This window comes from Methylotetracoccus oryzae (assembly GCF_006175985.1).
Lineage (GTDB): Bacteria > Pseudomonadota > Gammaproteobacteria > Methylococcales > Methylococcaceae > Methylotetracoccus > Methylotetracoccus oryzae.
In genome coordinates, this window is record NZ_SRSH01000013.1 from 30,231 (window position 1) to 53,222 (window position 22,992).

At 61.6% G+C, this 22,992-nt stretch carries 22 protein-coding genes; 12 read left to right on the forward strand and 10 right to left on the reverse strand.

Features of this window, described 5'->3' with window-relative positions; all coding sequences use genetic code 11:
• The first annotated feature begins 216 nt into the window (after positions 1–216).
• The 3 genes from BWR02_RS13755 (at position 217) to rbp (ending at position 2,778) form a co-directional block, all read left to right on the forward strand.
• The gene (locus BWR02_RS13755; protein ID WP_139558474.1) at positions 217–570 is read left to right on the forward strand and encodes an RCC1 domain-containing protein; all 354 of its coding nucleotides are present in this window, start codon (positions 217–219) and stop codon (positions 568–570) included.
• A 198-nt stretch (positions 571–768) separates the two neighbouring features.
• Positions 769–2,091: a YhjD/YihY/BrkB family envelope integrity protein gene (locus tag BWR02_RS13760; RefSeq protein WP_139558476.1), complete on the forward strand. Its 1,323-nt coding sequence runs from the start codon at positions 769–771 to the stop codon at positions 2,089–2,091.
• A gap of 393 nt (positions 2,092–2,484) precedes the next feature.
• Positions 2,485–2,778, forward strand: a complete 294-nt coding sequence (gene rbp / locus BWR02_RS13765; protein ID WP_139558477.1) for an RNA-binding regulator — start codon at positions 2,485–2,487, stop codon at positions 2,776–2,778.
• 85 nt (positions 2,779–2,863) lie between these two features.
• On the opposite strand, the gene BWR02_RS13770 is transcribed toward rbp, so the two are convergent.
• Complete coding sequence (locus tag BWR02_RS13770) at positions 2,864–3,529, reverse strand: MlaD family protein (protein WP_139558479.1); 666 nt, start codon at positions 3,527–3,529, stop codon at positions 2,864–2,866.
• 62 nt (positions 3,530–3,591) lie between these two features.
• Between BWR02_RS13770 and BWR02_RS20925 the strand changes: the two genes are divergently transcribed.
• Both BWR02_RS20925 and BWR02_RS13775 read left to right on the forward strand, forming a co-directional pair.
• Positions 3,592–3,783: a hypothetical protein gene (locus BWR02_RS20925; RefSeq protein WP_162560157.1), complete on the forward strand. Its 192-nt coding sequence runs from the start codon at positions 3,592–3,594 to the stop codon at positions 3,781–3,783.
• A 94-nt stretch (positions 3,784–3,877) separates the two neighbouring features.
• Entirely contained in the window at positions 3,878–5,140 is a 1,263-nt protein-coding gene (locus BWR02_RS13775) for an ATP-binding protein (RefSeq protein WP_162560158.1), read from the forward strand.
• Between the two features lie 601 nt (positions 5,141–5,741).
• On the opposite strand, the gene BWR02_RS13780 is transcribed toward BWR02_RS13775, so the two are convergent.
• From BWR02_RS13780 to BWR02_RS13790, 3 genes are all read right to left on the reverse strand, one after another.
• Positions 5,742–5,936, reverse strand: coding sequence for a hypothetical protein (locus BWR02_RS13780; RefSeq protein ID WP_139558483.1), 195 nt, complete (start codon positions 5,934–5,936; stop codon positions 5,742–5,744).
• A 151-nt stretch (positions 5,937–6,087) separates the two neighbouring features.
• Positions 6,088–6,558, reverse strand: a complete 471-nt coding sequence (locus tag BWR02_RS13785; protein WP_139558485.1) for an RrF2 family transcriptional regulator — start codon at positions 6,556–6,558, stop codon at positions 6,088–6,090.
• A gap of 758 nt (positions 6,559–7,316) precedes the next feature.
• Positions 7,317–7,955, reverse strand: a complete 639-nt coding sequence (locus BWR02_RS13790) for a sulfotransferase domain-containing protein (protein ID WP_162560159.1) — start codon at positions 7,953–7,955, stop codon at positions 7,317–7,319.
• Between the two features lie 1,287 nt (positions 7,956–9,242).
• Here BWR02_RS13790 and BWR02_RS13795 point away from each other — a divergent pair.
• On the forward strand, positions 9,243–10,640 hold the full coding sequence (locus BWR02_RS13795) for an FG-GAP repeat domain-containing protein (protein WP_139558488.1): 1,398 nt from the start codon (positions 9,243–9,245) through the stop codon (positions 10,638–10,640).
• Between the two features lie 288 nt (positions 10,641–10,928).
• On the opposite strand, the gene radC is transcribed toward BWR02_RS13795, so the two are convergent.
• The gene (gene radC / locus BWR02_RS13800) at positions 10,929–11,603 is read right to left on the reverse strand and encodes a RadC family protein (protein WP_139558490.1); all 675 of its coding nucleotides are present in this window, start codon (positions 11,601–11,603) and stop codon (positions 10,929–10,931) included.
• Positions 11,604–11,708: 105 nt separating this feature from the next.
• Between radC and coaBC the strand changes: the two genes are divergently transcribed.
• From coaBC to BWR02_RS20930, 3 genes are all read left to right on the forward strand, one after another.
• Positions 11,709–12,911, forward strand: coding sequence for a bifunctional phosphopantothenoylcysteine decarboxylase/phosphopantothenate--cysteine ligase CoaBC (gene coaBC / locus BWR02_RS13805; protein ID WP_139558492.1), 1,203 nt, complete (start codon positions 11,709–11,711; stop codon positions 12,909–12,911).
• The gene (dut, locus tag BWR02_RS13810) at positions 12,898–13,353 is read left to right on the forward strand and encodes a dUTP diphosphatase (protein WP_139558494.1); all 456 of its coding nucleotides are present in this window, start codon (positions 12,898–12,900) and stop codon (positions 13,351–13,353) included. The genes coaBC and dut overlap by 14 nt, the downstream gene beginning before the upstream one ends.
• 139 nt (positions 13,354–13,492) lie before the next feature.
• Positions 13,493–13,636, forward strand: coding sequence for a hypothetical protein (locus tag BWR02_RS20930; protein ID WP_162560160.1), 144 nt, complete (start codon positions 13,493–13,495; stop codon positions 13,634–13,636).
• A gap of 95 nt (positions 13,637–13,731) precedes the next feature.
• Here the strand turns inward: BWR02_RS20930 and BWR02_RS13815 are convergent, their stop codons facing one another.
• Positions 13,732–14,979 (reverse strand): hypothetical protein, encoded by a 1,248-nt coding sequence (locus BWR02_RS13815; RefSeq protein ID WP_139558496.1) that lies wholly within the window; start codon positions 14,977–14,979, stop codon positions 13,732–13,734.
• 401 nt (positions 14,980–15,380) lie between these two features.
• On the opposite strand from BWR02_RS13815, the gene BWR02_RS13820 reads away from it, so the two are divergent.
• Positions 15,381–16,028 carry a hypothetical protein gene (locus BWR02_RS13820; protein WP_139558497.1) on the forward strand — a complete coding sequence of 216 codons (648 nt, stop codon included), beginning with the start codon at positions 15,381–15,383 and terminating at the stop codon, positions 16,026–16,028.
• A 64-nt stretch (positions 16,029–16,092) separates the two neighbouring features.
• Here BWR02_RS13820 and BWR02_RS21540 read toward each other — a convergent pair whose 3' ends face one another.
• The 3 genes from BWR02_RS21540 to BWR02_RS13835 form a co-directional block, all read right to left on the reverse strand.
• Positions 16,093–17,658, reverse strand: coding sequence for a patatin-like phospholipase family protein (locus BWR02_RS21540; protein ID WP_139558499.1), 1,566 nt, complete (start codon positions 17,656–17,658; stop codon positions 16,093–16,095).
• Between the two features lie 252 nt (positions 17,659–17,910).
• Positions 17,911–18,315 carry a hypothetical protein gene (locus BWR02_RS13830; protein WP_139558501.1) on the reverse strand — a complete coding sequence of 135 codons (405 nt, stop codon included), beginning with the start codon at positions 18,313–18,315 and terminating at the stop codon, positions 17,911–17,913.
• Positions 18,316–18,379: 64 nt separating this feature from the next.
• A complete protein-coding gene (locus tag BWR02_RS13835; RefSeq protein WP_139558503.1) occupies positions 18,380–19,936 on the reverse strand; it encodes an arylsulfatase in 1,557 nt (518 codons plus the stop codon).
• Between the two features lie 414 nt (positions 19,937–20,350).
• Between BWR02_RS13835 and BWR02_RS13840 the strand changes: the two genes are divergently transcribed.
• Positions 20,351–21,124, forward strand: coding sequence for a metallophosphoesterase family protein (locus tag BWR02_RS13840; RefSeq protein WP_139558505.1), 774 nt, complete (start codon positions 20,351–20,353; stop codon positions 21,122–21,124).
• Here BWR02_RS13840 and BWR02_RS13845 read toward each other — a convergent pair.
• Positions 21,117–21,602, reverse strand: coding sequence for a cyclic nucleotide-binding domain-containing protein (locus BWR02_RS13845; RefSeq protein ID WP_162560161.1), 486 nt, complete (start codon positions 21,600–21,602; stop codon positions 21,117–21,119). The genes BWR02_RS13840 and BWR02_RS13845 overlap by 8 nt on opposite strands.
• Positions 21,603–22,361: 759 nt before the next feature.
• On the opposite strand from BWR02_RS13845, the gene BWR02_RS13850 reads away from it, so the two are divergent.
• Positions 22,362–22,856 carry a hypothetical protein gene (locus tag BWR02_RS13850; protein ID WP_139558509.1) on the forward strand — a complete coding sequence of 165 codons (495 nt, stop codon included), beginning with the start codon at positions 22,362–22,364 and terminating at the stop codon, positions 22,854–22,856.
• Positions 22,857–22,992 lie beyond the last annotated feature (136 nt).

The following is a 22,992-nucleotide window of genomic DNA, read 5'->3' on the forward strand; positions in this document are numbered from 1 at the left end:
ACCTGCTTCGCTGCATATTCCCGGAACACTGAGCAACCGTGACGTTTTCGTCAATTCCTTTACGACCTTTTCCGGCAGACCAACGGAGATCCAAGACCCCGTCTTTCCGAAGGATTCCAGGAGTCGCTGTCATGAACAAGCCACTCACGCAGATCGACCTCGGCCTGGCGCCACTAGCCGCCACCACGACCGGCGCCGTTCCGCTGACGACCGTTGATGCCACGGCTGGTGGCGGGCCACGGCAGCAGTGCGCTGCTAAGCAGCCGCTACAACCGGACAACAAGGGGTTACAACTGGTATGGTCAGCTGGGGCTCGGCGACAGCGGTTCGGGTATGGAACGGTTGACGCCAACGCCGGTTACGGGTCTGAACGGCATCGCCGCCAGCAGGGGCTACGGCCATAGCCTCGCGTGGCAGGCGGATGGCTCTGTCTGGTCCAGGGGCGACAACAAGTTCGGCCAACTCGGTCTCGGCACCAGCGGCAGCCGTACCGACCGGCTAACCCCAGCCCAGATCGCCACCGAGCACGTGGCCTCGAACTTGACCCCGCCATCGTCGATTTCGGCCTAGCCGCAAGGTCGGCCCTGCCGATCACCAAAACCTTGCAGACGGCGCACCGGCCCAGTTGCCCGCACGCACTCCAGCCGACGACGCTCGCAACCTTTCCTCTCGCCATATCGCCTCGCCGGGCCAATGGGATAGACTTCGGGACTGGCTCATGGAGTCGCCGCACGTCCCAACCGTCCGCACCGCGAAGTCTTGCTTGCCATGCCCCCGAATCCATCCCACCCGACACATGACTGGCTGAACTGGGCGAAGCGCTGGATCGCGGCGCTGCGCCGCGAATACGACGAGGGTGGTCTGGCGCTACGCGCGACCAGTCTGGTCTACACCAGCCTGCTCTCGCTGGCGCCCTTGTTGGCCGTCAGTTTTTCGGTGTTGAAGGCCTTCGGCGTTCACAACCAGCTCGAGCCCCTGTTGCTCGAACTGCTGGAGCCGCTGGGCGACAAATCCGCCGAAATCACCCGAACCATCATCGGTTTCGTCGAGAGTATCGGCGTCGGCGTACTCGGCATGCTCGGCGTCGCCACCTTGTTCTACACCGTGATCTCGCTACTCGAGAAAATCGAGTCGACCTTCAACCACATCTGGCGGGTTGCAACGGCGCGCAGTTTCGCGCGCCGCTTCAGTGATTATCTGAGCGTCATCCTGGTCGGCCCGGTGCTGGTGTTTTCGGCCATCGGCTTGATGGCCTCGACGGCACAGCACGAGTGGGTGCAACACATCCTCGCGATCGAGCCTTTCGGCACCCTCTACTATTTGCTGACGAAGATACTGTTGCCCTATGCATTCATCTCGGTGGCATTCAGCTTCGTCTATGTGTTCATTCCCAACACCCGCGTGCAATGGTCGGCGGCGGTCGGGGGCGGTCTGGTCGCCGGCGTGACCTGGAAGCTCGTCGGATCGCTGTTCGCAGCGTTCGTATCGAACTCGGCGAGTTACAGTGCGATCTACTCCAGCTTCGCGGCCATCATCTTGTTCATGCTGTGGCTGTATATCAGCTGGTTGATCCTGTTGCTCGGCGGCGCAATTGCCTTCCATATCCAATACCCGCGCTATCTGCACTATGGCAGCCGGCACCCGAAGCTCAGCATCCGCTGCATCGAGCAACTGGCCCTGGAACTGATGTACCTGATCGGCCTCCGCCACTACCGCGGCGAGTCCGCTATACCGCTGCATACCCTTGCCGATATGGTCAACCTGCCCTGGGAATCGGTCGGTGGCGTGCTGTCGGTGCTGCAGCGCAGAAACCTGCTGGTCGTCACCGACGGCGAGAACGGGACCTACCAACTAGCGCGCGACACGGACGCGATCCGGCTGCAGGATATCCTGTCGGCGATTCGGTCGTCGGGCGATGTCGATACCCTGCCCGTGATCACCGGGCCGGATTCGACGACCGCGCTCGACGGACTGCGGGATGCACCGGGCTGGCTGGCTGGTCAGGCGGATACCGGTCTGACCCTGCGCGCGGTTCTCATCGACACCTCGACGGAAGCGGGCGATGAGAGCAGCCGTCTGCCGGCGGCATGATCCGGAGCCAAACCCCGGTCGTTACTAGCCAATACGCACTCACGTGACAGAGTCGCGCAGCGACACCGGCGCGCCTCTCCCTCGGGGAGAGTATGGGTGAGGGCAAGCGGTCATGGCCCGCGTGCCGTCATCATCCGGGGTGGCACGAAGGCCATAACCGTTAGCCGCACCAGGTTCGACAAACCACACACCGCATGCTACCGTGCCGGCGCCTGCGGATGTTAATTCCACGGAATCTGGGCAATCCCTTTCCGAATCAAGCGTCCTCGATGTGTTCTCGGGAGACCGGTCTCATCCCCGTGAACTAATTCCCTAGGCTAGGATGCGGCTTGGACTATCAGCCGAATTTTGCAGTTGCATTTTCCGGGATCGCTCGGAAGCGGAGTTATCTGAATGAAGAACCTGTATGTTGGAAACTTGCCGTACAGCACCACCGATGAAGACCTGCGCAGATTGTTCGCGCAGTTCGGTGAAGTCCAGTCGGTCAGCGTGATTGCCGATCGCTTTTCCGGACAGTCGAAGGGTTTCGGCTTCGTCATGATGGATGCGAAAGGCGGACAAGCCGCTATCGACCAGCTGCACCAGAGCGAGATCGGCGGACGCTCGATCACCGTCAATGAGGCGCGCCCGCGCGAGGAGTCGGCTGGCCGCCGCAATTTCGGCGGTGGCGGACGTCGCGATTACTGAGTTCCGCCCATTGGTGCCGTGGTGGCGGGCAAGCTGACTCCCCGCCACCGATGCCTGCCAGTGCGGCGGCGCGTTCCAAGGCAACCTAAATCGTGCGCGGCTCCTTCTTTTCGGGCGCCGGATTTTTCTCGTATTCCTTCAACCGCTCCCGGAGCCGGTTCATTTCCTGCTCCAGCTTTGGCAGCAGATCCTTTTTGAAGGACTCCTCCGCCTGAGACTGCGCCTTTTGCAGTTCATCGGTCAGCCGCCGCCACTCCTCCTGCAGCCGTTTGGCTTCCTCTGAATCGGGCGCCTTGCGTAATTCGTCCTGGAACTGCTCCAGTTGCCCGCGCAAACCCTTGAGTCCGTCACCGAAACGCCGAAACAATTCGCCAAAAGGCGGTAGACCCGAGAAACGCTCCGAACCTTCGACCGTACTCCCCTCGGCCAGAACCGGCCCGCCGGGTTCGCCCTGCTCGACTTCGATCTGCTTTTTTCCGGGATTTCCGGGCTGCTCAACCAGGTAGAACCGTGAAGCCGCCGTGGCGGCCGGCGCGAACGAGCGCTTGATCTCGATTCCAACCAGATCGCCGCCTCGAGGGTCGGCTTCGATCGACTCAACCGTACCGATCACCGCAGCGGTTTTAATGACAGGCGAGCCGGGCACCAAGCCGGCAGCGTCCCGATAATGCACTTTCAGGTGCAGATTCTGGTCGCCGCAGCCTCCCAGAAACAGCAGCCCGAGTACCGCCACCGTACGTATTCCCGACATGATTGCGACCCCACGCCATTTGTGTCAACGTTGAACCTGCATCAAACAGCAGACCCAACCCCATGAAATATTTCAATGCCGCAGCATGGCTTGCCGTGTTCCTGTGCCTGGCAACCTATGTCAGCGAAAAGCGGCAACCCGTCTCCGCCGACGATTGCCAAGTATACGACCGTTTGGGCCGTGGAATCGGCTGCGAGGACGAGGATCTCACCGACCGTCTCAACAGCAGCGAACGGCGGGACTCCTCGCATTAAAGGACGATACCGTCAGCGAGGCTTCGCAGCGATAATTCAGCGTTTTTTCTGTATTTTTTGTTGCGCAATCGCCGATCGACGGGTTCCTCTGATAATGACGGCCACCCATGTCACCGCCGAGCAGTTGGGTCTGCTGCGGACTTCCCGCGCGCTGAAGACCGACGAAGCGGCCGGGGGCCCCGATAGCGACCTCGCACGTCTGGCAGAGTTGATCAGCAAACATGCGTCGGCCGACACCTACACGCTGCACTGCACTCCGGGGCAGATCATCTGCCGGGAGGGCGACCCTGGGGATGCGCTCTATCTGATTCACTCGGGTACGGCAGCCGTCTTCAAGGGGCCGGCCGAAGCTCCACTGCTCCTGGCGCGGCGTGGCGCCGGGGAGATCATCGGCGAGATGGCCTTGCTCGATGACCTGCCCCGTTCCGCCTCCGTGGTCGCCATGGACGCGCTCACTCTTTTGCGGCTGCCCCGGGAGGACTTTCAACAGCTGATGTTGCAGAGCCCGGCGGCCGACGTCGACATGCTGCGGAAATTCAGCCACCGTCTGCGCAGCGCGGACACGGTCCTGACCCACCTCAGTTCATCGGAAACGCAGTTATCGGGCCGCGTTTCCGAGTTGGCGACCGAGAACCAGGAACTGCTCGAACTCCAGCGCTTGCGGCAGCAGACGATGGATCTGGTCATCCATGATCTCCGGAATCCTCTGCAAGGCATCACGGCGGCCGCCGACCTGCTGCGCGCCACATTGCCCGAAGCGGAAGTTGCCCGGAGCATCAAGCTCTTTACCTACATCAATGCGCATTGCACCCGCCTGCAACACTTGGTCGACTCCCTGATCGATATTTCCCGCATGGAGAGCGGACAGCTTCAGCTGATGCCGGAACAAACAGATCTGGCCCAGATCTTGACCAATGCCACCGAGCGCGCTCGCCCGTCATTCGAGGCCAACGAAATGACGTGTGAAGTGCAATTGCCCGCCGCGGGGCCCGCCCTGTTCGTGGATGTCAGCCTCCTGGACCGGGTCATCACGAACTTGCTCGACAATGCCGTCAAATTCAGCCCGCGCCGGGGACGCATCCTGGTTTCAGGAACGTTCGACGCCGATTCGGTCAGGCTGACGATAGAAGATAACGGTATTGGCATCCCGCCGGCGCAACGCGAGCAGATGTTCGAGCGGTTCGCCCGCGGGTCGAATCCCGGGACGCCCCGGGTGGGCGGATTCGGACTCGGCTTGACATTCTGCCGACTCGCCGTCGAGGCCCACAACGGCCGCATCTGGGTCGAGGACGGCCCTGGCGGCGTTGGATGCCGGTTTCTGATCTCCTTACCGCTGCATGCAGACGACGCGACCTGATCGCGCCGAGGCCCAAGCAACGGCACGAAACTCTTTTCGCCGTTCGCCATGCGCCCTCGCTGCAGGCACGACCCCGCCGGCTCGGCGTCGCGTCATACTTGCTTACGCTTGACCTGACGTGTATCCGCTCCCGGCGCACGAAAGCCGGCACAGAAGACAGGATGGCGGCGCCATTCGCCCGAAGATGCCTGCGCGGCAGAACAGGCAATTTGTCAATAGGAAAAGCTACGAATTGACGCCGGAAGTCTCCGGGGCTTGAATCCTACACTTGGGGCTAGGGGGCCGAAGGCAGTTTGCGGTGATCCGGTACCTTCCCAAAAAAAGTGGCCCGTCGATACGGCGGACTCATCGCGGCGAGCCGGACCACTGGCTTACTCCAGGATGGACCGTCGCCACGAACAACATCCGCCGGAGGGCATGGTACATACACCATCGATACCGGCAAGGACTCAGGAATCAACGTGAAACAGTCTCCTCCCATCCAGACCTGGTTGCGTGATGGACCGCGCCCCGCAAATGCGAGTTGCAAGGGCGGAGACATCGACCGTTACTCCTTTCTTTCGTGGGCGACCATATTGTTGGGGATGTCCGTTTTGGCTTTTCATGCAGCGGGATTGAACGACACGCGGCAGACCTCGGCCTCGTGCCAAGTGACCCTTAATGGACTGGGCACCTTGTTTGCCTGCCCGGAATCGGACCATTCGGCTGCCAGGGCCAGGGTCGCGCTCGATACAACCCCGCCGATGGCCAACTTCAGCGTCGCAACACGGATGGCAGCAGACAGCCGTTCCGCCACAGGACCCTCGCCCTGAGTCGCGCGCACTCGGCGCCGCTTGCGCTCCTGCAATCCTCGCCCAATCGAACGCTCAACAAATGGCGCTCCTGGCTTTGATCAAACCCGATTCCATCCCCCCGTCGCAGGAAATCCTGAATAGCTCAGAGCCACGCTAAGGCTCGCGGTCGACAGCGCCGGAATGAGGCTCCGTGACCGACAGTTCGCCCGGCTTACCAAATCCCGCCCGGGTAGCGTCAGCCAGCGTGTACTTGTCCAGCACAGCCATGAACGACCGGCGCGCCTCATGCAAAGCCGCCTTCAGGAAACAGCCCCGGACTATCCGGCATTGATTTGTCTTCAGATCGAAACATTCCACCAGATCCATGTGCGGCTCGGTCAGTCGCACCACATCACCGAGACCAATGGTGTGGGGTGGCCGGGCCAGCTGGATGCCGCCTCCCTTGCCGCGAGTCGTGATGATCAACCCCTGCTGGGCGAGATTGTGCACGACCTTGACCAGATGATGGCGCGAGATGCCGTGGTGATCGGCAATCTCCGGAACAGTCGCCATTCCGGGGCCCGGCAGGCGGGTCAGGTAGATCAGCACTCGCAGCGAGTAATCCGTGAATTGCGTAAGCTGCATCCTGCGTACTCCTTAAATCTCCCCGTGAGTCAAGCGATCGGACAGACAACCATTGAAAAGTCGCAGCGCGGCTTTTAAGTTACATCTCACATGACTGTTTGATACGAAAACGCCGACGCAGATAAAGGCGCGTAACGGTTCACGCCCCCCTCGTGGGAGCGGGCGGGGAAGCCGAGACACGCCGTGAATCCGTCCCTGGAGGCTAGCCTGCGGGTTCCCTCCCGCAGACGGTCTCGCCCTCCCGGCCCGCCCCCACTACCCAGCGTGATGGGTGGTGATTGGTCCCTAAGGGCACAGCGGTGTCGGAACTTGTATGCCGGATCGATTTTAACTGTGCGCCGGCCAACATGACAGCGAATACGCCGAGCGACTGGTGGAACGAGTCACATCGGTCCCTGCACGAACAGCCGGACGGTGAGGCAGCCGTCGACATCTTCAGGCAAATCCCTCGGCACGGGCATCTGGCGCCTCATGCACACCCTGTCGCAGTTCGGGCTTTACGCCCCCGGGATGCCATCGCACGCTTGCCGCGCCCCCCTCGCCTTCTTCGGCGCCTATGCGACGATCAGAAGGCTCGGTCTTCGACATCGCGATCCAGAAGTGGCGAGGTAATGCCTGAATGCGCGTAAACCGGCTGTCTTGGCTTCGCGAGAAAACACCGGGGGAAGGGAAAGCGCCGCGCCGCGTCACATCGACGACCGCCCAGCGACACGGAGTATCCAGAGCCGAGGGCGCGCCTGGTGTTGCGATGCCCCGGATCACACAGCGCCGGTTGCCCTGAGATGGGCCGGCACAAGCTCCAGAGCCTTCTGGTAAATCGGCTGGCAAAGCGCTTCGATCCGGCCCTTCTCGTCCGCCGAGAACTGTTGGGCCTTGCTGACGCTGCCCGGGTTCAGTAAGTCGGCATACTTCTCGTTGTAAGGGAGATTGATGAACTGGTAAAGACGTGGAAGTATCCGGGATTTGTCCAGCACGAGGTGATCATAATCGACGACTGCGAGTGTCTCCGGCCCCAGTTTCTCCATCAGCTCAAATACATGCATGGTCTTTCCGATATAGGCATAGCATGCCCGATCGATCCGGGAAACCACTCCGGGAATCCAAGCGGACAGCGTCTTTTTTATCCCATCCTCCATGCACTTCCGACCGCTTGCCAGAAACAGGTCATTTAATGCGAAATCCTTCCAATTGTGCGTCATCGAATAAATGACGGAAAGAGGATTGCGAATAACCCAAATCATCTTGAATCGCAGATCCGGACCGAAGTACTCATGGTAGCATTCATTGACATAAGTCGTCTGAAAACAATAACGACCATTGGGCTCATGAGGCACAATACCCGCCAGTATCAATGCTGCGTCCAACTCCCCATGCTTGCTGACATAGTAGTTAACCATCCCATCGCTCTGAGTCAGTACATTCGCCAGAGCCGTCGTACCCGAGCGTTGGCACCCCGAGATGAGAACCGATTCAGGAAACTCTGGCAGCCTCTTCAGAAACGCGCAGCCAAGCGGGCGGACATGTCTATTGAAGCTTTTCCAGCTAGTTATGCGGTCAGCGGATGGGAGTTTGATTACATCATGAGCCATACAAGCCTCTTGGTTTGTCTTTATGCTTGGTGGGGACAGGTATTGTCTTTTTTCGCCGATCGCTCTGAAAGAAAGACGGCATCAGCGGGTGCTTCAGAAGATTTTAGATTCGCGAACGACACATTCAGATCGCGTTTCAAGTAGGTGGGCGAAAACCACATCGACAGTACCACATATCGTGCAGCGCTTTCCAGACATACAGAGCGCACACCCGGACTTTCCGCCACGCGATCAGCGTAGCGATGCACACTATTTCCATGACCCGCGCGCATCCCATTACCCGCCAGCCACGAATGCCGGGCGATCGGCGATGGCAATTCCGGAATCCGTCGCCGCGCCAAGCACTCGAGGCTCTGCCGAAAAGGGCGCATCGCCGAAAGTCTCGGAACGAGATGGATGTGCTAAGGCGCATACCCTCACCAGCGGTCCGGAATCCCTTGTGATCGACGACCAGTGGGTGCGATAGGCTCATCCGACACGAACAGCATCCGTGCGACACGGTGCAGGTTGGCCTGGAATGCAGGAAGCACGCACCAGACGCGACTCTCGGAGCTGAATCGGGTGCAGCCGGGAATGCTAGCACAAGCGCAGTTTTCCGCTGGTGTTGCTTGCGCTGCGAGTCGCAGACGTATGCAGAACAGCCGGGTTCCGCCAGTATCGGCCAGCGTAATCGAACCTGCGAGCGCCAACCTGACAGGAGTCCCGCAAACTGCGGCCCATAGAGGTGATCCGACGCACCATCGTAAAGCACGGCAGCCCCCATCTCGCAGCGGCGAAACCACCGGGCCCCGCCGACGGGTCCTACCGAGACTCAACCGGCCAAGGCCCGGAACGCCGAATCGGCCTGTGCATCCCCAGCGGCTCTCCATCATTTGGCGGCGCGACACACAGCCGCTCTCCGCTTCCGAGCGCGGCAATCGCCACGACGGAACCGTCCTAACTCCCGGTACACAGGAACAAGCGCATGACTTAAGAAAGTCCATTCTTTGAGCTTGGCCATCCAGGCAAGATATAGAGGCCGCGGTGAATTAGGGGCTCCGCCTTCGACCGCAATAATTGGTATGTGTTTTGCTTCGACACTCAGACGGACTGCGCATGAAGCTGTGCTTCGGCTACAGCTTATTGGCAGTTCGACATAACCCGTTAGAATGGGAGACGCTCGAGTCTCGTGTGCAAGGGTGGGCCTGCCAAGGCCGATCCGCAGCGGGGTGGCGTTCGTTCCGGCTCATGACCCTTGATGCAATGCCAATGCATCGTCGCCGGGTAGGTGTTTACCTCGCAAGAGATAAGGAGAACCGTGTGTATTCAAAATCTGCCAAGTCTTTGGTTTTCAAAGCGCTGTCATTGATATTTCTCGGCCTGTCCCTGACTGCCATCGCGGATGGCGCCGCCGCAGCCGACGTCTTCGGCACGATGTCGACTGCCGGCACCGGCACCCGGCCACACTCCGTTCGCGCCGGTGATGTCAATGGCGACGGCAATATGGACATCGTCGTCGCGAACTGCCGCGGCAACAACGTCAGCGTATTGCTCGGGAATGGGAATGGTAGCGTCCGACCGAAGCGGGATTTCAGCGTTGGCCAGTGTCCCAAGACCGCGGAGCTGGGCGACGTGAACGGCGACGGCGCCCTCGATCTCATTACCGCCAACCAGAACTCGCAAAACTTGAGCGTACGGCTCGGCAACGGGGATGGCACGTTCGGAACGACCGCCAGCTACGCGACAGCCGTGCTGAAACCCCATGAAGGCGCGGTCGGCGACGTTAACCGGGATGGCAAGCTCGATCTGGTGATCGTCGGCAACTCTTCCTATGTCGGTGTCCGGCGGGGCCTGGGAAACGGGACCTTCGCGGCCACGGAAAGAACCTACGCGACCGGCAATACCTTGCGCTCTGTCACCATCGCCGATCTGGATAACGACGGGTACAAGGACATCATCACCGGCAACAAAGGGAGTTCCAGCGTCAGTGTGCTGCTCAACAACCGTGCGGGCGGCTTTCGACCGCAAGTCCAATATGCTGCAGGTGGCCCCGTTCATTCCGTCCGGGCTGGAGACCTCAACCACGACGGACTGCTCGACCTCGTAACTGCCAACCACGCCAAAGACACCATCAGCGTGCTGCTTGCTAAATCCCCGGGTACTTACGCAAAAGCGGTGATCTACCCGGCGGGTGTTTTGCCCGTGTCCATTTTCCTGTCCGATGTCGACATGGACGGTAACCTGGATGTCCTGGTGGGGAACGGTAACGACAACTATCCGGAGTTGGTCAACCTCGGTGCGGGCAACGCCGTCAGCGTCTTCCACGGCATAGGAAACGGGACGCTGAGACCCAAGGACGATTATCCCGTGGGCCAGTCTCCCTGGTCGGTCATCGCCGCAGACCTGAACTGTGACGATGCGCCCGATCTACTGGCGGCAAACTACTGGAATGCCAATATCTCGATTGGGCTTAACACGCTGGGCTCGGCAGTGACCTGCCCCTCCGCTCCCTGAGGCGAAGCGCCAGCACACTTCACATGCGGTCGGTCCGTCCGGGTCGCGGGTCATGCGGCCCTGATCCGCGACCTTTGGTCGAGCTGATCGCGTCGCCCACGGGCTCTCCCAGATCCAGGAAAGTGCGCTTCAGCAGAAGGGCTGGCCGTCCATCAATGGGAACTCGTTGGCAGACTCGCGCCGTCGAGATTTTGTTCTCACCGCATCGGACTTCGGTTTCGGCGCTTGGCTCGGCCGCGACCTGTTGCGCCTTTCCGCAGGCAGGCAGCGACAACCCGGTTTCGCCGCTCAGATCAGCCCATTTTCGGCAAACGAATAGGCCTGTCCCTCGCCGATGATGAAGTGGTCCAATACCCGGACGTCGATAAGGCCAAGCGCCTGTTTCAATCGCTGCGTGATGTGCCGGTCGGCCTCGCTGGGTTCGGCGACACCGGACGGATGATTGTGAGCGAAGATCACTGCCGCGCAATTCACGTTCAGGGCTCGCTTGACGACTTCCCGCGGATAGACACTCGCGCCGTCGATGGTCCCGGTAAACAGTTCTTCGTAGAGCAGAACGCGGTGCTGATTGTCCAGGAACAGGCACGCGAACACCTCATGGCCGTATTCCCGCAATCGGGACGCGAGATACTGCCGGGTCGCCTGCGGACTGGTCATGACATCCTCGCGACGCAGAACCTCTTCCAGGTGGCGGCGCCCCATTTCCAGCACGGCCTGCAATTGCGCGTACTTCGCCGCCCCGAGTCCCGGGCTGCAAGCGAAGCGTGGCAAGTCGGCCGCCATCAGGGCACGTAGCGAGCCGTACTCGCTGAGGAGATCGCGCGCGAGATCGACGGCGGTCTTTCCTTTCACGCCGGTGCGCAGGAAAATTGCCAGCAGCTCGGCATCGGACAAGGCGCCCGGCCCCTTGGCCAGCAACTTTTCACGAGGCCGCTCCTCGGAAGGCCATTCAGTGATGCGCATGACCGCCTCGACTCACTCACAGGGAATTGGAACCAAAAGCATAGGCGGGGCCCACGCACCCTGCCACGACTCCCAACCTCCGATGTCCCAAGCAAACCGTCCATTGTGACCACTCTCAAGAATCGACGCATCCTCCTCGGCGTGACCGGTGGTATCGCCGCCTACAAGGCGGCGGAATTGACGCGTTTGTTGTTGCAGCAGGGCGCGACCGTGCGCGTCGTGATGACCAGCGCAGCGACAGACTTCGTGGCGCCGTTGACGTTTCAAGCGCTATCGGGCAATCCGGTGCACGTCGAATTGCTAGATCCGGCAACGGAATCGGCGATGGGCCATATCGAACTGGCGCGCTGGCCCGAATTGATACTGATCGCACCGGCCACCGCCGATTTCATCGCGAAGATGCGCATCGGGCTCGCGGACGATCTGCTGACGACGCTGTGCCTTGCGGCGGAGGGCCGTATCGCGGTGGCACCCGCAATGAACCGCGCGATGTGGGATCATCCCGCGACCCGCGATAATGTGTCGGTGCTCGCGGCACGGGGCGTCGTCTTGCTGGGCCCGGGGTCCGGAGCCCAGGCCTGCGGCGAAACCGGCCCGGGACGCATGCTGGAACCGGCCGAGATCACTGCCGGGGTATCCTGCCTGCTGGCTCGCGGCCGACTCGCGGCCCGGCGGGTCCTGATCAGTGCGGGCCCGACGCGGGAGCCCATCGATCCGGTGCGCTTCATCAGCAACCGCAGTTCCGGCAAGATGGGCTACGCCCTGGCTGAGGCAGCGGGGCGGGCGGGCGCTGCGGTGACCTTGGTCAGCGGACCGACCGTACTGCCGGTTCCGGCAGTAGCCGAGTACGTGCCGGTCGAGACCGCCGCGCAGATGGCCTCAGCAATTCTCGAACGCGCACCAAGCCATGACATTTATATCGGCGCCGCGGCGATCGCCGACTATCGCCCCGTCGTGACCGAGTCGGGAAAGATCAAGAAAGATCAGGAGGCGATGAGCTTGCAACTGACGCGCACGCAGGACGTTCTCGCGACCCTGGGGGGCAGCGGCTCCCGACCCTTCCTGGTCGGCTTCGCAGCTGAAACCGATCGGCTCGAAGAGCACGCGCGCAGCAAACTTGCCGCCAAACACCTCGACATGATTGCAGCGAATTGGGTCGGCGGAACCGCTGGCGGCTTCGACCGTGACGAGAACGCGCTCCATGTCTTCTGGGCGGACGGCGAGCATCATCTGCCCATGGCACCGAAGCAACGCATCGCCGAACAACTGATCGACCTGATTGCCGACCGCTACGATGAAAAAAATTGAGATTAAAGTGCTCGATCAACGTCTGGGCCGCGAGATACCGCTGCCGCACTACGCCACGGATGGGTCCGCCGGACTCGATCTTCGGGCCTGCCTCGATGCTCCGCTGATAATCGAACCCGGCGCCGCAGAGCTAATCCCAACCGGCTTTGCAATCCATATCGACGACTCACATCTGGCCGCCGTCATCCTGCCTCGATCGGGGCTGGGACACCGTCACGGCATTGTGCTGGGCAATCTGGTCGGGCTGATTGACTCGGATTACCAGGGGCAGATCTTCGTTTCGTGCTGGAACCGCGGCAACGACGCCTTCGAGATCGGCATCGGCGAGCGCATCGCCCAGATGGTCTTCGTGCCAATCACTCAGGTTGCATTCGAACAGGTCGAAGACTTCGAGCCGACCGAGCGCGCTCACGGTGGTTTCGGGCATACCGGTCGCCGTTGAGCCCCCCCGCAGCGGAACTTCTGGCGACCCACCGCTGTCTGTGACTTGCAGCGCAGAGTAGCCGGACACTCTCGGCCGTGCACGGCGCTGCCAATCGTCGACGAAACTTACGTCACCCCATTACCCCGGGTCCATTCCGATGAACATCGTGATCGTTATGCTGATCGTCACCGCGGCCCTGATCGTCGCTTCCCTGGCGGGTATCGTTTGGTTCGCGTATCCGCGAGGCGGACTGCGGTTCTCCAAACCCTTCAACCGTACGATCGGACGGTCCGAATGGTAGCAGCGCCCGACCAGTGGCCAGTAACGTTCGGCAACGCCGCATCGCGTTCATGACCCGCGACCCTTCCTGACCGCGGGCCTGGCCCCCGCAAGGGATCAGTCAGCCAACGCTTCCTGGCCATCACTCACTTTCCATCCGAGCGCTTGCAGCGCCTCACGCGCGCGCGGACTTACTCCGCCGGCCAGTTGGACTTCCTTGCCGCGTATATCGCTGAGGCTGGCGATGTGCCTGTCGAGCGCGGACGCGAGCGCCGCGTTCGCATCCGTCCACACCAAATAGTCCGTCGGGAAACAAAACAGAATCGCCCCATTCGCAAGACGCGCCGCGGCGTTCGTACCCACCGGCACGAAGCGTTCAATGCGTCCCTGCTTGGCGTGGAAGTTTGCGTACATCTCCGCTTGACGAGCCCGAAAGAATGCCACCTGGGCACTCCGCGCAAGCACTGCGAACTTGACGAAGTGGCCACGATCGGCGGTGCCGTCCATCCGGGCCAATGCCGCTACCAGCTTTGTCTGCTGGACCGGCGAATACACGGTATTGCCCAGGAACAGATCGGTCGCGTCCGCGGACACGCCCAGTTCGAGGAGCTTTTGGCGATTGGCCTTGCGGAGGTCAGACGGCGGGGTCTGCACCGGAATCCCTTCCAGCCAGTTGCTGGTCTTCGAGGCGGATACGAAAGCGCCAACACCACCGGGGATCGCGGCTGAAACCGCACTTGCAGCAAGTTTGCCACTGTAGCCCCACCAGGCGATCTCTTCGAGGCGCTTCTGCAACAGCGGATTCGTCGAATAAGGATCGACCCGGAACTCTGCCGCATACGCGCGCTTGGTCGACGAAAACCCGATCGCATTCTCGAAGCGGCTGTCCTCGGCATCGCTTGGCGGGTCGCCCATCAGCGCGTCGCCCGCACGCTCGGCGACTTTGCCGAGACCGGTGAAGGCACCCTTCAGGGTTCCGACCGGATTCGTGACCAGCCCTTTCGCTCCCTGCAGCGCATCCTTCCCTCCCTGCTTGGCCTGCCGCGCCAACTGTTCCGTCGTGTCGACCTTCTGCATGGCGGCAAGCGCCCTCATCTCGTCGATGCGGATCCGGAGCTCCGCGGTCGAATCGGCGGTTACCCGACCGAACTTCGATTCGACCGTGTAGTGATTCATGGTGCCGTCATTCCTGACCTTGGCAGCCAGATGATGATAGGGCCCTTTGACCAGGTTAGCCGGAAGAATGCGCGCAGCATCGAAAGTCGGCGGAAGTTCGTAAGTCTCCGCAAAAACCCCCGACGCACCGACAGACAAGATGATGCTGACCAGCGCGATGCTCCGGCGGCTGCCCCAACGATGTCCCATTCTTCTTCTCCTCAATACAGTCCCGTCAGCCCCGCAGGCGCAGCGGCCAAGATTTTCCAAGATCGCTTGTCGGCCACCTTGCCGGCCCATGATATCCAATTTCTCGCAGACGCTCGCGCGTGAGTGTGCGCGGATCATCGAGGGGGCGCACGGGAAATCGCGACATGGCTTGACACCCTGTTCCCTACCTACCGCTTTGCAGTGCACACGGGAGCGGCTTTTGCCGCGAAAGCTGCGGCATAGTACACATGCCGCGCCGATACCAGACGCCTCAACGTGCCGCCGGCCCTGCCTGTCCGTGACTGGCCCAACATTTGCATTAGCGCATACGAGGGCTCACATCGGCCACGATCGCGCCCTCGGATTTACCTGGAGTACCAAATTCATCAAGGAGACACCGTATGAACTTCCCCCTTCGCCGCACTTTGGCCGTACTGCTGACCGGCTCTGCCGCGACGCTGGCGGCGACCAGCGCCAGCGCGATCAGCGTCACAGATCTAGGAACGATGTCGGGTGAGATATCCACCTCTGCGACCGTACCACAATACGCCTGGGACGGCTGGAACGGTCTCACGGCGAATCTGGGCTGGGCCCACAACTCGCAGTGGTACACCTTCACACTGGAAGGGCGGACCACTGTCCAGATCACGATGTCGTCCGCGGACGCCAACATGTACCCCGCATTCAGCGTCTGGCAGACAAACGGAAATTTCAACGGCAACAACCATTTGAACCACGCCTATAATCAGGTCTCGCTGAGCAAGTCGAGCAAATGGCTGAAGCCGACACCGCCCAATACAGACGGGGCGACCGCGTTCATCGGCTACGCCAACGCGGGCACCAATTTCACCAATGGCGACGGTGCGCATGTGGGGAGGGGTAGTTCGGGAATTTCCAGCCGCAATGGCAATGCTTCACGCCTTGCCGTTACCCTGGCTGCAGGGCAATATCTGATAGCAGCAGGCGGCAGCTGCAACGCAGCAAACTGCGGCAGCCCGTCACCTAAACCTTTCACGCTCAAGTTCCAGAAGCTTCCCTTCAAGCCCTAGGCTTACCACGTCAGAACCGCGTGCGGGGCCGGCGCTGAACCGCTTCGGCTTAGCGGTCGGCCGTTCACCGCTGGCCCCGCTCCCCAGACCCGGCGAGGAGCCTCGCTGCCACCTCCGCCGCGCTCGGCCGAACAGGCGCGGCTGACACCTGTCTTGGCGACGGCAACACTCGGACCAAACAGCACCTCGTGTGGTCGTTTCCGGTGTGAGCAACGATACTTCGGGTACACCGCCCGACCCATACGCCCATCAGAAGGTAATCCCGGGCTGAAGCAGGCGGTGGAGAAGTTCGAGACCGAGCGGCTTTTTCGTTTCTCGACCCATGCGGCGTGGCGCCTTCGGCAGGAGATCGAGGCAAAAGGCTAGTACTTTGCCCCGCCCTCGACCCGCTGACGGGGCGGATCGCCACCGCCGTTACCCGCGCCGTTGAGCCCCGGCGGCATCTTGAACCAACGATAACCATTCTGGCGAGATCGTGACCGGTGTCGAACAGCACGTTCATGACCCGAGTGTCGAACTCGTCGGAGCGATTCGTGTCCAGCGAGTCCGGGATAAAGGCCAGATTGAAATCGAGACCATCGGTCAGCGCCGTCGCATAGATCCGGTAAAGGTCCCCGAGACCCTGCGCCTTGATCAGTGACGACACCGAACGCGGCGCAATATCGCGTATCAGCGGTGTGATCTCGTCCCAACTCGGCTTCAGACGCGAGTTGCGCAGCACGAAGACGCGAAAGCTCCGCCGCGGTCGTGACACGCCCAGTTCCTTTCTGGCCGATGCCATGTCCAGCATCGGACCGTACAGAAATACCTGATTGGCGACGCCACCGTCGACATGCATCTCGTCGTAGCGACGGCCATTGGCTTCGGCCTCGATGTAGGCCGGCGGAAAGGCCACCGGAACCGCCGCCGAGGCGATCATGATCTTGCGAAACAAGGCCGCCGCATCCGGATGGCCCGATGCGGCAATCGCGCCCATGTTCCAGACCACCGGCCGCTGCGCGTCCAGCGCCGTGGTGCCGATGTAGAGGCGACGGCCCTTCCGATGTTCGGCGGCGATATCTTTAAGCATCGCGTCGTTGACGTACTCTGCGGTCAGCTTCGCCAGCGGATCGTTCAGGCTGATCGAATCACCGCGCAGCCAGCTGAAGAAGGATTTTAATTTCAGGATGTCCTGCGACGATATCGTCGTGTAGACCTTCTTGAGTTGCTCGTCGTAGGCTGGCCCCAGGAACGCGAAGGGCGCCGTCAGCGCACCGGTACTGACGCCGGTCACCATCTTGAAGCTCGGCCGGTTGCCGGCCTGAGTCCAGCCATAGAGCAGCCCGGCGCCGAAAGCCCCGTCCCCTCCGCCGCCGGAAATGGCGAGAATGCTGACGGTATCGCCCTCCCTGAACAAACCGCTCCGCTGCTCCTGTCGGACCGATTCGACGATATCGGCCTGGAACACGGAGCTGAAGGCATCGCCCCAAACACGAACGTCGGGCATGCCCGGCACCTGCACCTGGGGTTCCACTGCAGCCGGCGGCGCATGCCGCGGACGCAGTGCACCGCACCCGCCGAACGTCGCTACCAGCGCCGCCAGAGTCAGCACGCGCACCGCAAGCCGACGCGGTGTCTTTGTCGGTGTCATGGGGTCAATCCGATCGAATTGGAGAGGGAAATTACCGGGTGCTGCGGGGTTGAACCGCCGGACGCAAGTGCCATGCGGGCGCGATCACTCTAGCGCCCGAATGCTGCACGAACATGTCGATGGGGGGCATCGGGTCGCGCATTGCGAGCCACCGCACTCACGGCGCATGCGGCAGGCTCTCCGGATTGCCGCTTGCGCGTGACGCAAGGGGCCTATGGCGGTGGGCGGGCAACGGGTATAGTTTCGCCCGTCCTACGACTTGGGACCCCGATCGAAAGCCAGGTCGGCATGTGACCGCCCAAGTTCATTGGACAAGCCGAACGTGTACACCAGGCCGATCAGCAGGTCGCCGAGACCGAGCAGCGCTGCAAGGACCCCGATGTCGCCCAACAGGCCCGCCGGGATCAATACGAGCGCCGCCACATAACGCAACGGCGCCTCCCAGTAGACAAACGACGCACGGGCCGGCAGGTCGCGGGCGCTCAGGATCAGAACCGCGCTGGTGAACGCCAGAAAGCCGGCAATCAACCAGCCCCAAACGGGTGAGCAGATGTTCAGGCCCAGCGCACGATAGACCGGTGGGCACAGCAGGATACCGGCGAGGCCGGCGTTGTAGACGCCGGACCAGAAGACGAATTGCGACATACGGAAAGGCATGGACGAACTCCGGATGCGAACAAAAGGCGGGACCCGGCTACCGACCGCCCGGTCCCGCCGCGCGTTACTGGCCGGGCGGCGCCTTCAGCTGCTCCAGCACCTGGTCGATGGTAAAGCTGGCCGCCTTCTGGCGGGGCGGGTACTCCTTGAAGGTCTGCAGGAACCGGCCCACGTAATCGGCGGCCGGCAGCAGCAGGTAGGCGTGGTCCAGATACCAGTCCCAATAGGTGTTCGACGTAACCGTGGCTCGCTCGTAGGGGTCCGTCCGCAGGTTGTACAACCACGGAATACGTGTCTTCACGAACGGTTCGCCCCAAACCGCGAGTGTGCCGGCACCGCGCTGCTGGGCAAATACAACCTTCCAGTTGTCGTAGCGAAGACCCGTCAGATCGCCGTCGTCGGAGAAATAGAAGAACTCCTGCCGCGGACTCTTTGGGACCTGCCCGGTCAGGTAGGGCACGAGGTTGTAACCGTCGAGGTGCACTTTATAGGTCTTGGCGCCAGCCTTATAGCCCTTCAGCAGCTTTTCCTTGATGTCAGGCACTCCGGCAGCGGCCAGCAGCGTCGGAGCCCAGTCCAGATGCGAGACGACGTCGTTGGAAACGGTCCCCGGCTTGATCTTGCCCGGCCAGCGCACCATCGCCGGCACGCGGTACGCGCCTTCCCAGTTGGTGTTCTTCTCGCTGCGGAACGGAGTGGTCGCCCCGTCCGGCCAGGTGTTGGCGTGCGGCCCATTATCGGTGCTGTACATGACGATCGTGTTGTCGCCCAAGCCCAATTCGTCGATCTTCGAGAGCACGGTACCGACGTTCTTGTCATGATCGATCATGACGTCGTGGTATTCGCTCTGCCAGCGGCCGGATTGCCCGCGGCTCTCCGGTTTCACGTGCGTGCGAAAGTGCATGTGCGTGAAGTTGACCCAGACGAACATCGGTTTTCCGGCCTTGGCCTGCTTGTCGATGAATTCGGCGGCCCGGGCGGCCACGTCGTCGTCGATGGTCTCCATACGCTTCCTGGTCAGGGGCCCGGTGTCCTCGATCCTGCCGTCGGCGAAGCTGTGGATCACGCCGCGCGGGCCGAATCGCTTGCGGAAATCGGGAAAATCCGATTCCTTCGGGTAATCCGCCAGTTCCGGCTCCTCCTCGGCATTCAGGTGGTAAAGGTTGCCGTAGAACTCATCGAAACCGTGATTGGTGGGCAGAAATTCGTCCTTGTCGCCGAGATGGTTTTTGCCGAACTGGCCCGTTGCGTAGCCCTGCGCCTTCAGCAGTTCGGCAATGGTGGCGTCCTCCTTGCGCAGGCCGGTGTCAGCTCCTGGCATACCGACCTTGCTGAGACCGGTGCGAAAGACGCTCTGACCGGTGATGAAAGCGGAGCGGCCGGCGGTGCAGCTCTGTTCCGCATAATAGTCCGTGAAGGTGATGCCTTCGTTGGCGATGCGGTCGATGTTGGGCGTGCGATAACCCATCATGCCCTTGGTGTAGGTGCTGATGTTCGACTGCCCAACGTCATCACCCCAGATGATCACGATGTTGGGTTTATCCGTCGCCGCGAAGCTCGAGGCAGCCAACAACGAACCGGTAGCGAACATCGCCACCACGGACAGGAAACGTGGAACCATACGAACTCCCTCAATTCTTTCCGGAGGAAACCAGACATCCCAGGCCGCTCAAGGAACCCCACAGGGTCCTGATGATCATCGCCAAGCAGTCACCGGGCCCCATCATACACAGACGAACACCGCTGAGTGCAAGCTTCCGCTTCACGTTGTCCGGCGTGACCAGGAAGCCCATGTACTGCAAGAACCGCGCGGCCGTCGCGAACCGCGCACCCCTCATCGGCAAGCCGTCCCTGACCCCTGCTTCGCCAGCGACCGGAGAACCGATCTGTGGCATATGGGGCCGTCGCGCTGTGAGTGACGGCTGTGCCGGCGTAGAATGTCGGCCCGAGACATAACCCTTACCTGCCGCATGAAACCCCTGCGATTCGGCTGTTTCGACGATACCGCGTCGGTGCACGCACGGCGTTCCTGCTGATGAAGTGTCTGGTCGTTTCCGATCTGCACTACACGCTGAAGCAGTTCGACTGGGTGTTGCAGGCGGCCGAGAAATTCGACCTGGTAGTCATCGCCGGCGACCATCTGGATATCTCGTCCACCGTCGCGCTTCCCGCCCAGGTCACCGTGATTCTGACCTACCTCAAGCGGCTGCAGTCCAAGACTCGGGTGATCGTATGCTCGGGAAATCACGACCTCGACGCACGCAACGGCGATGGGGAAAAGTTTGCCAAATGGATACAGAGAGCGCGGCACAGCGGTGTGCCGACGGACAACGACTGTGTGATCGTGCAGGATGCGCTGTTTACCATCTGCCCCTGGTGGGACGGCCCCGAAAGCCGGGCCCGCGTCGAGGTACAGCTCGAGCGCGATGCCGAAAAGCCGAAAGACCGCTGGATCTGGGTTTACCACGCCCCTCCCGATGAGTCACCGACCAGTTGGGGAGGACAGAAACATTTCGGCGACCGACAACTCGTCGAATGGATCGCGCGTCACCAACCGGACATGGTCATCACGGGCCATATCCACCAGTCACCATTCCGCCAGGGCGGATCGTGGGTGGACCGTCTGGGACTGACCTGGGTGTTCAATCCCGGCCGGCAGATCGGCCCATGCCCTACCCATATCGTCATCGATACCGAGGCAAAGACGGCGCTTTGGTTTTCTCTGGCCGGAGCCGAGATCGTGCCACTCAGCCGGCCACTGACGCGTCCCATACCGGAACTGACCGAACTCCCCGACTGGCTCAGATAGTCGCGTCGGGGTAGCGATCGGAGCCGGGCGAGGCGTCCTCGACGGATTCATGCAGCAGGCTCTCGAGCACCTCGTTGACCATGCCCAGGTGATCCTCGCGGTCCTCGAACTGGTTCTTCAGGTCAACCAGGTAAGTCGTGATGCTGTTCAGTTTCCGCGCCAGCAGCTTGGCCAATTGAAAACTCAGGTCGGGATTACCCTGCAGGAAAGCCTCGGCGTTCTCGACGACATACGTCCGGGTGGGCACCGTGGCCCGGACCGTAGCGGTGTGCGGGACATCCAGCAACACGGCCAACTCGCCGAACATCGCACCGGGCTCCGACTGGGTATTGACCTGGGTCGGGCCTTTCAGGACCTCGATTTCGCCATCGATCAGCACGTACAAGACCTTGTCGGCGCCTCCTTCCACCAACAAAATCTCCCCTGCAGCAAATCGCCGTTCCGGCAGACCACCGCAAAACTTCAGCAAAGACTGCATCGCGTCGACCTCGAACCCCATCAATTGTCTTTGGTGTGTCGCCCATTGGCCGCCGTTTGCGTCACCCAGGCGGCCCAGACTTGCGGCGAGCACACTCGAAAGCCGCGGCGCGAATGCAGCGGACCGGGCACAGAATCGGCGGTGCGCACGCAGGTGCCAGGTTTGTGCTGAATCGCAAGCAGACGGGCCCAGGGTCGCGCTTCGCCCACCCGGGCGACGGCATCGCTAGCCGTAGCGAGTTCGCGCGACGCGGGGTGCGCCGGCTGCGCGGCTGGCCTTGCCACCATCGCAAGCCAATCACTGCTGTGAATCAGAGCGTAGGTCCGGCATCGCCTACTGTCAAACGGTCCATCGGGAGTCTGGGCCGACTGATCAAGACCCGCCATGGCACGCCCACGCTTCATCCGCAGCGTGACGGGGCCATGGCGGACGACACCTCCGACCCGGGTCGGCTCGCACTGCCTTGATCCGCCCCGGCCCGAGCCAAGGGCACCGTCTTCCGACCACGCAGCCAGCTGCAAGGCGGCGGAATCCCACTCCCCTCCTCCCCGTCCACCTACGCGCGCCCAGTTCGAGAGATGCGGCAGGTCGCGCCGGACAGGAGCACGTCGTCAAGCGTGACGAATCCGGACAAGACTGTATCTAAATCACTGCTTTTACGGCAAATATTTACGTATTTCCGGGTTGTCATCGCTCGCTATCATGCCCAGGCCGAAACAGCGCCTTGACTTCCGACAACCCAACCTGAAGGTGATTTCCATGACGCCACGCATACGTCCGGCCCTTATGTTTGCGGCCGCGATGGCCGGTCTGCTAACCGCTCACTCGGCGCACGCGATCAGCTGGTTCGATTCGAGTTCGACGCCATCGGTCGCCATTACCAGCAACGATTTCCACGCCGCAACCCAGTTGCGCAGGGTGACCGTTGTCTGTCCGAAGGCTGGGAACATCGTTGCGAACGCGACCTCTCAGTTCGGGTTCTGGCCCGCCGTGGGCGGCTGGACCTACGTCGGAATAGGGTTCAGCATCGCAATCAACGACGCATCGCCGACCGCGATGCATAGCAACTCGGCCCACTACGTGGCTGCCTGGACCGACGGAATGTCTGAATCGGGTGCAACGCAACGCATTGCTCCCTGTACCGCCGGACAGACCATGGACGTTTATTTCATGGGCTACCTGCAGAACACGGAAACCGGCGCTACCGCGTTCAATCCGACACTGGTCGTGCAGTTCTTCGACACCCGTATCTAAACTGCCGGTTCCCAGCGAGCGCCGCGGGCCGCAAAGGGCCGCGGCATTCGGCCGGACCGTGAACACAGGCTTCCTTCCGATGAGCGGAACGGCCGTCTACACCCGATGGCTCCAGACAGGGTCCTACAACGGGACC

Coding starts and splice junctions, on each gene's coding strand:
- BWR02_RS13775 (WP_162560158.1), top strand. CDS start 3,878: ATGACGGCCACCCATGTCACCGCCGAGCAGTTGGGTCTGCTGCGGACT.
- BWR02_RS13795 (WP_139558488.1), top strand. CDS start 9,243: ATGAAGCTGTGCTTCGGCTACAGCTTATTGGCAGTTCGACATAACCCG.
- BWR02_RS13760 (WP_139558476.1), top strand. CDS start 769: ATGCCCCCGAATCCATCCCACCCGACACATGACTGGCTGAACTGGGCG.
- BWR02_RS13835 (WP_139558503.1), bottom strand. CDS start 19,936: ATGGTTCCACGTTTCCTGTCCGTGGTGGCGATGTTCGCTACCGGTTCG.
- BWR02_RS13790 (WP_162560159.1), bottom strand. CDS start 7,955: ATGGTTAACTACTATGTCAGCAAGCATGGGGAGTTGGACGCAGCATTG.
- BWR02_RS20930 (WP_162560160.1), top strand. CDS start 13,493: ATGAACATCGTGATCGTTATGCTGATCGTCACCGCGGCCCTGATCGTC.
- BWR02_RS13755 (WP_139558474.1), top strand. CDS start 217: ATGCCACGGCTGGTGGCGGGCCACGGCAGCAGTGCGCTGCTAAGCAGC.
- BWR02_RS13830 (WP_139558501.1), bottom strand. CDS start 18,315: ATGCCTTTCCGTATGTCGCAATTCGTCTTCTGGTCCGGCGTCTACAAC.
- radC (WP_139558490.1), bottom strand. CDS start 11,603: ATGCGCATCACTGAATGGCCTTCCGAGGAGCGGCCTCGTGAAAAGTTG.
- BWR02_RS13840 (WP_139558505.1), top strand. CDS start 20,351: ATGAAGTGTCTGGTCGTTTCCGATCTGCACTACACGCTGAAGCAGTTC.
- BWR02_RS13820 (WP_139558497.1), top strand. CDS start 15,381: ATGAACTTCCCCCTTCGCCGCACTTTGGCCGTACTGCTGACCGGCTCT.
- rbp (WP_139558477.1), top strand. CDS start 2,485: ATGAAGAACCTGTATGTTGGAAACTTGCCGTACAGCACCACCGATGAA.
- BWR02_RS13785 (WP_139558485.1), bottom strand. CDS start 6,558: ATGCAGCTTACGCAATTCACGGATTACTCGCTGCGAGTGCTGATCTAC.
- BWR02_RS20925 (WP_162560157.1), top strand. CDS start 3,592: ATGAAATATTTCAATGCCGCAGCATGGCTTGCCGTGTTCCTGTGCCTG.
- BWR02_RS13815 (WP_139558496.1), bottom strand. CDS start 14,979: ATGGGACATCGTTGGGGCAGCCGCCGGAGCATCGCGCTGGTCAGCATC.
- BWR02_RS13845 (WP_162560161.1), bottom strand. CDS start 21,602: ATGCAGTCTTTGCTGAAGTTTTGCGGTGGTCTGCCGGAACGGCGATTT.
- BWR02_RS13850 (WP_139558509.1), top strand. CDS start 22,362: ATGACGCCACGCATACGTCCGGCCCTTATGTTTGCGGCCGCGATGGCC.
- BWR02_RS13770 (WP_139558479.1), bottom strand. CDS start 3,529: ATGTCGGGAATACGTACGGTGGCGGTACTCGGGCTGCTGTTTCTGGGA.
- dut (WP_139558494.1), top strand. CDS start 12,898: ATGAAAAAAATTGAGATTAAAGTGCTCGATCAACGTCTGGGCCGCGAG.
- BWR02_RS21540 (WP_139558499.1), bottom strand. CDS start 17,658: ATGACACCGACAAAGACACCGCGTCGGCTTGCGGTGCGCGTGCTGACT.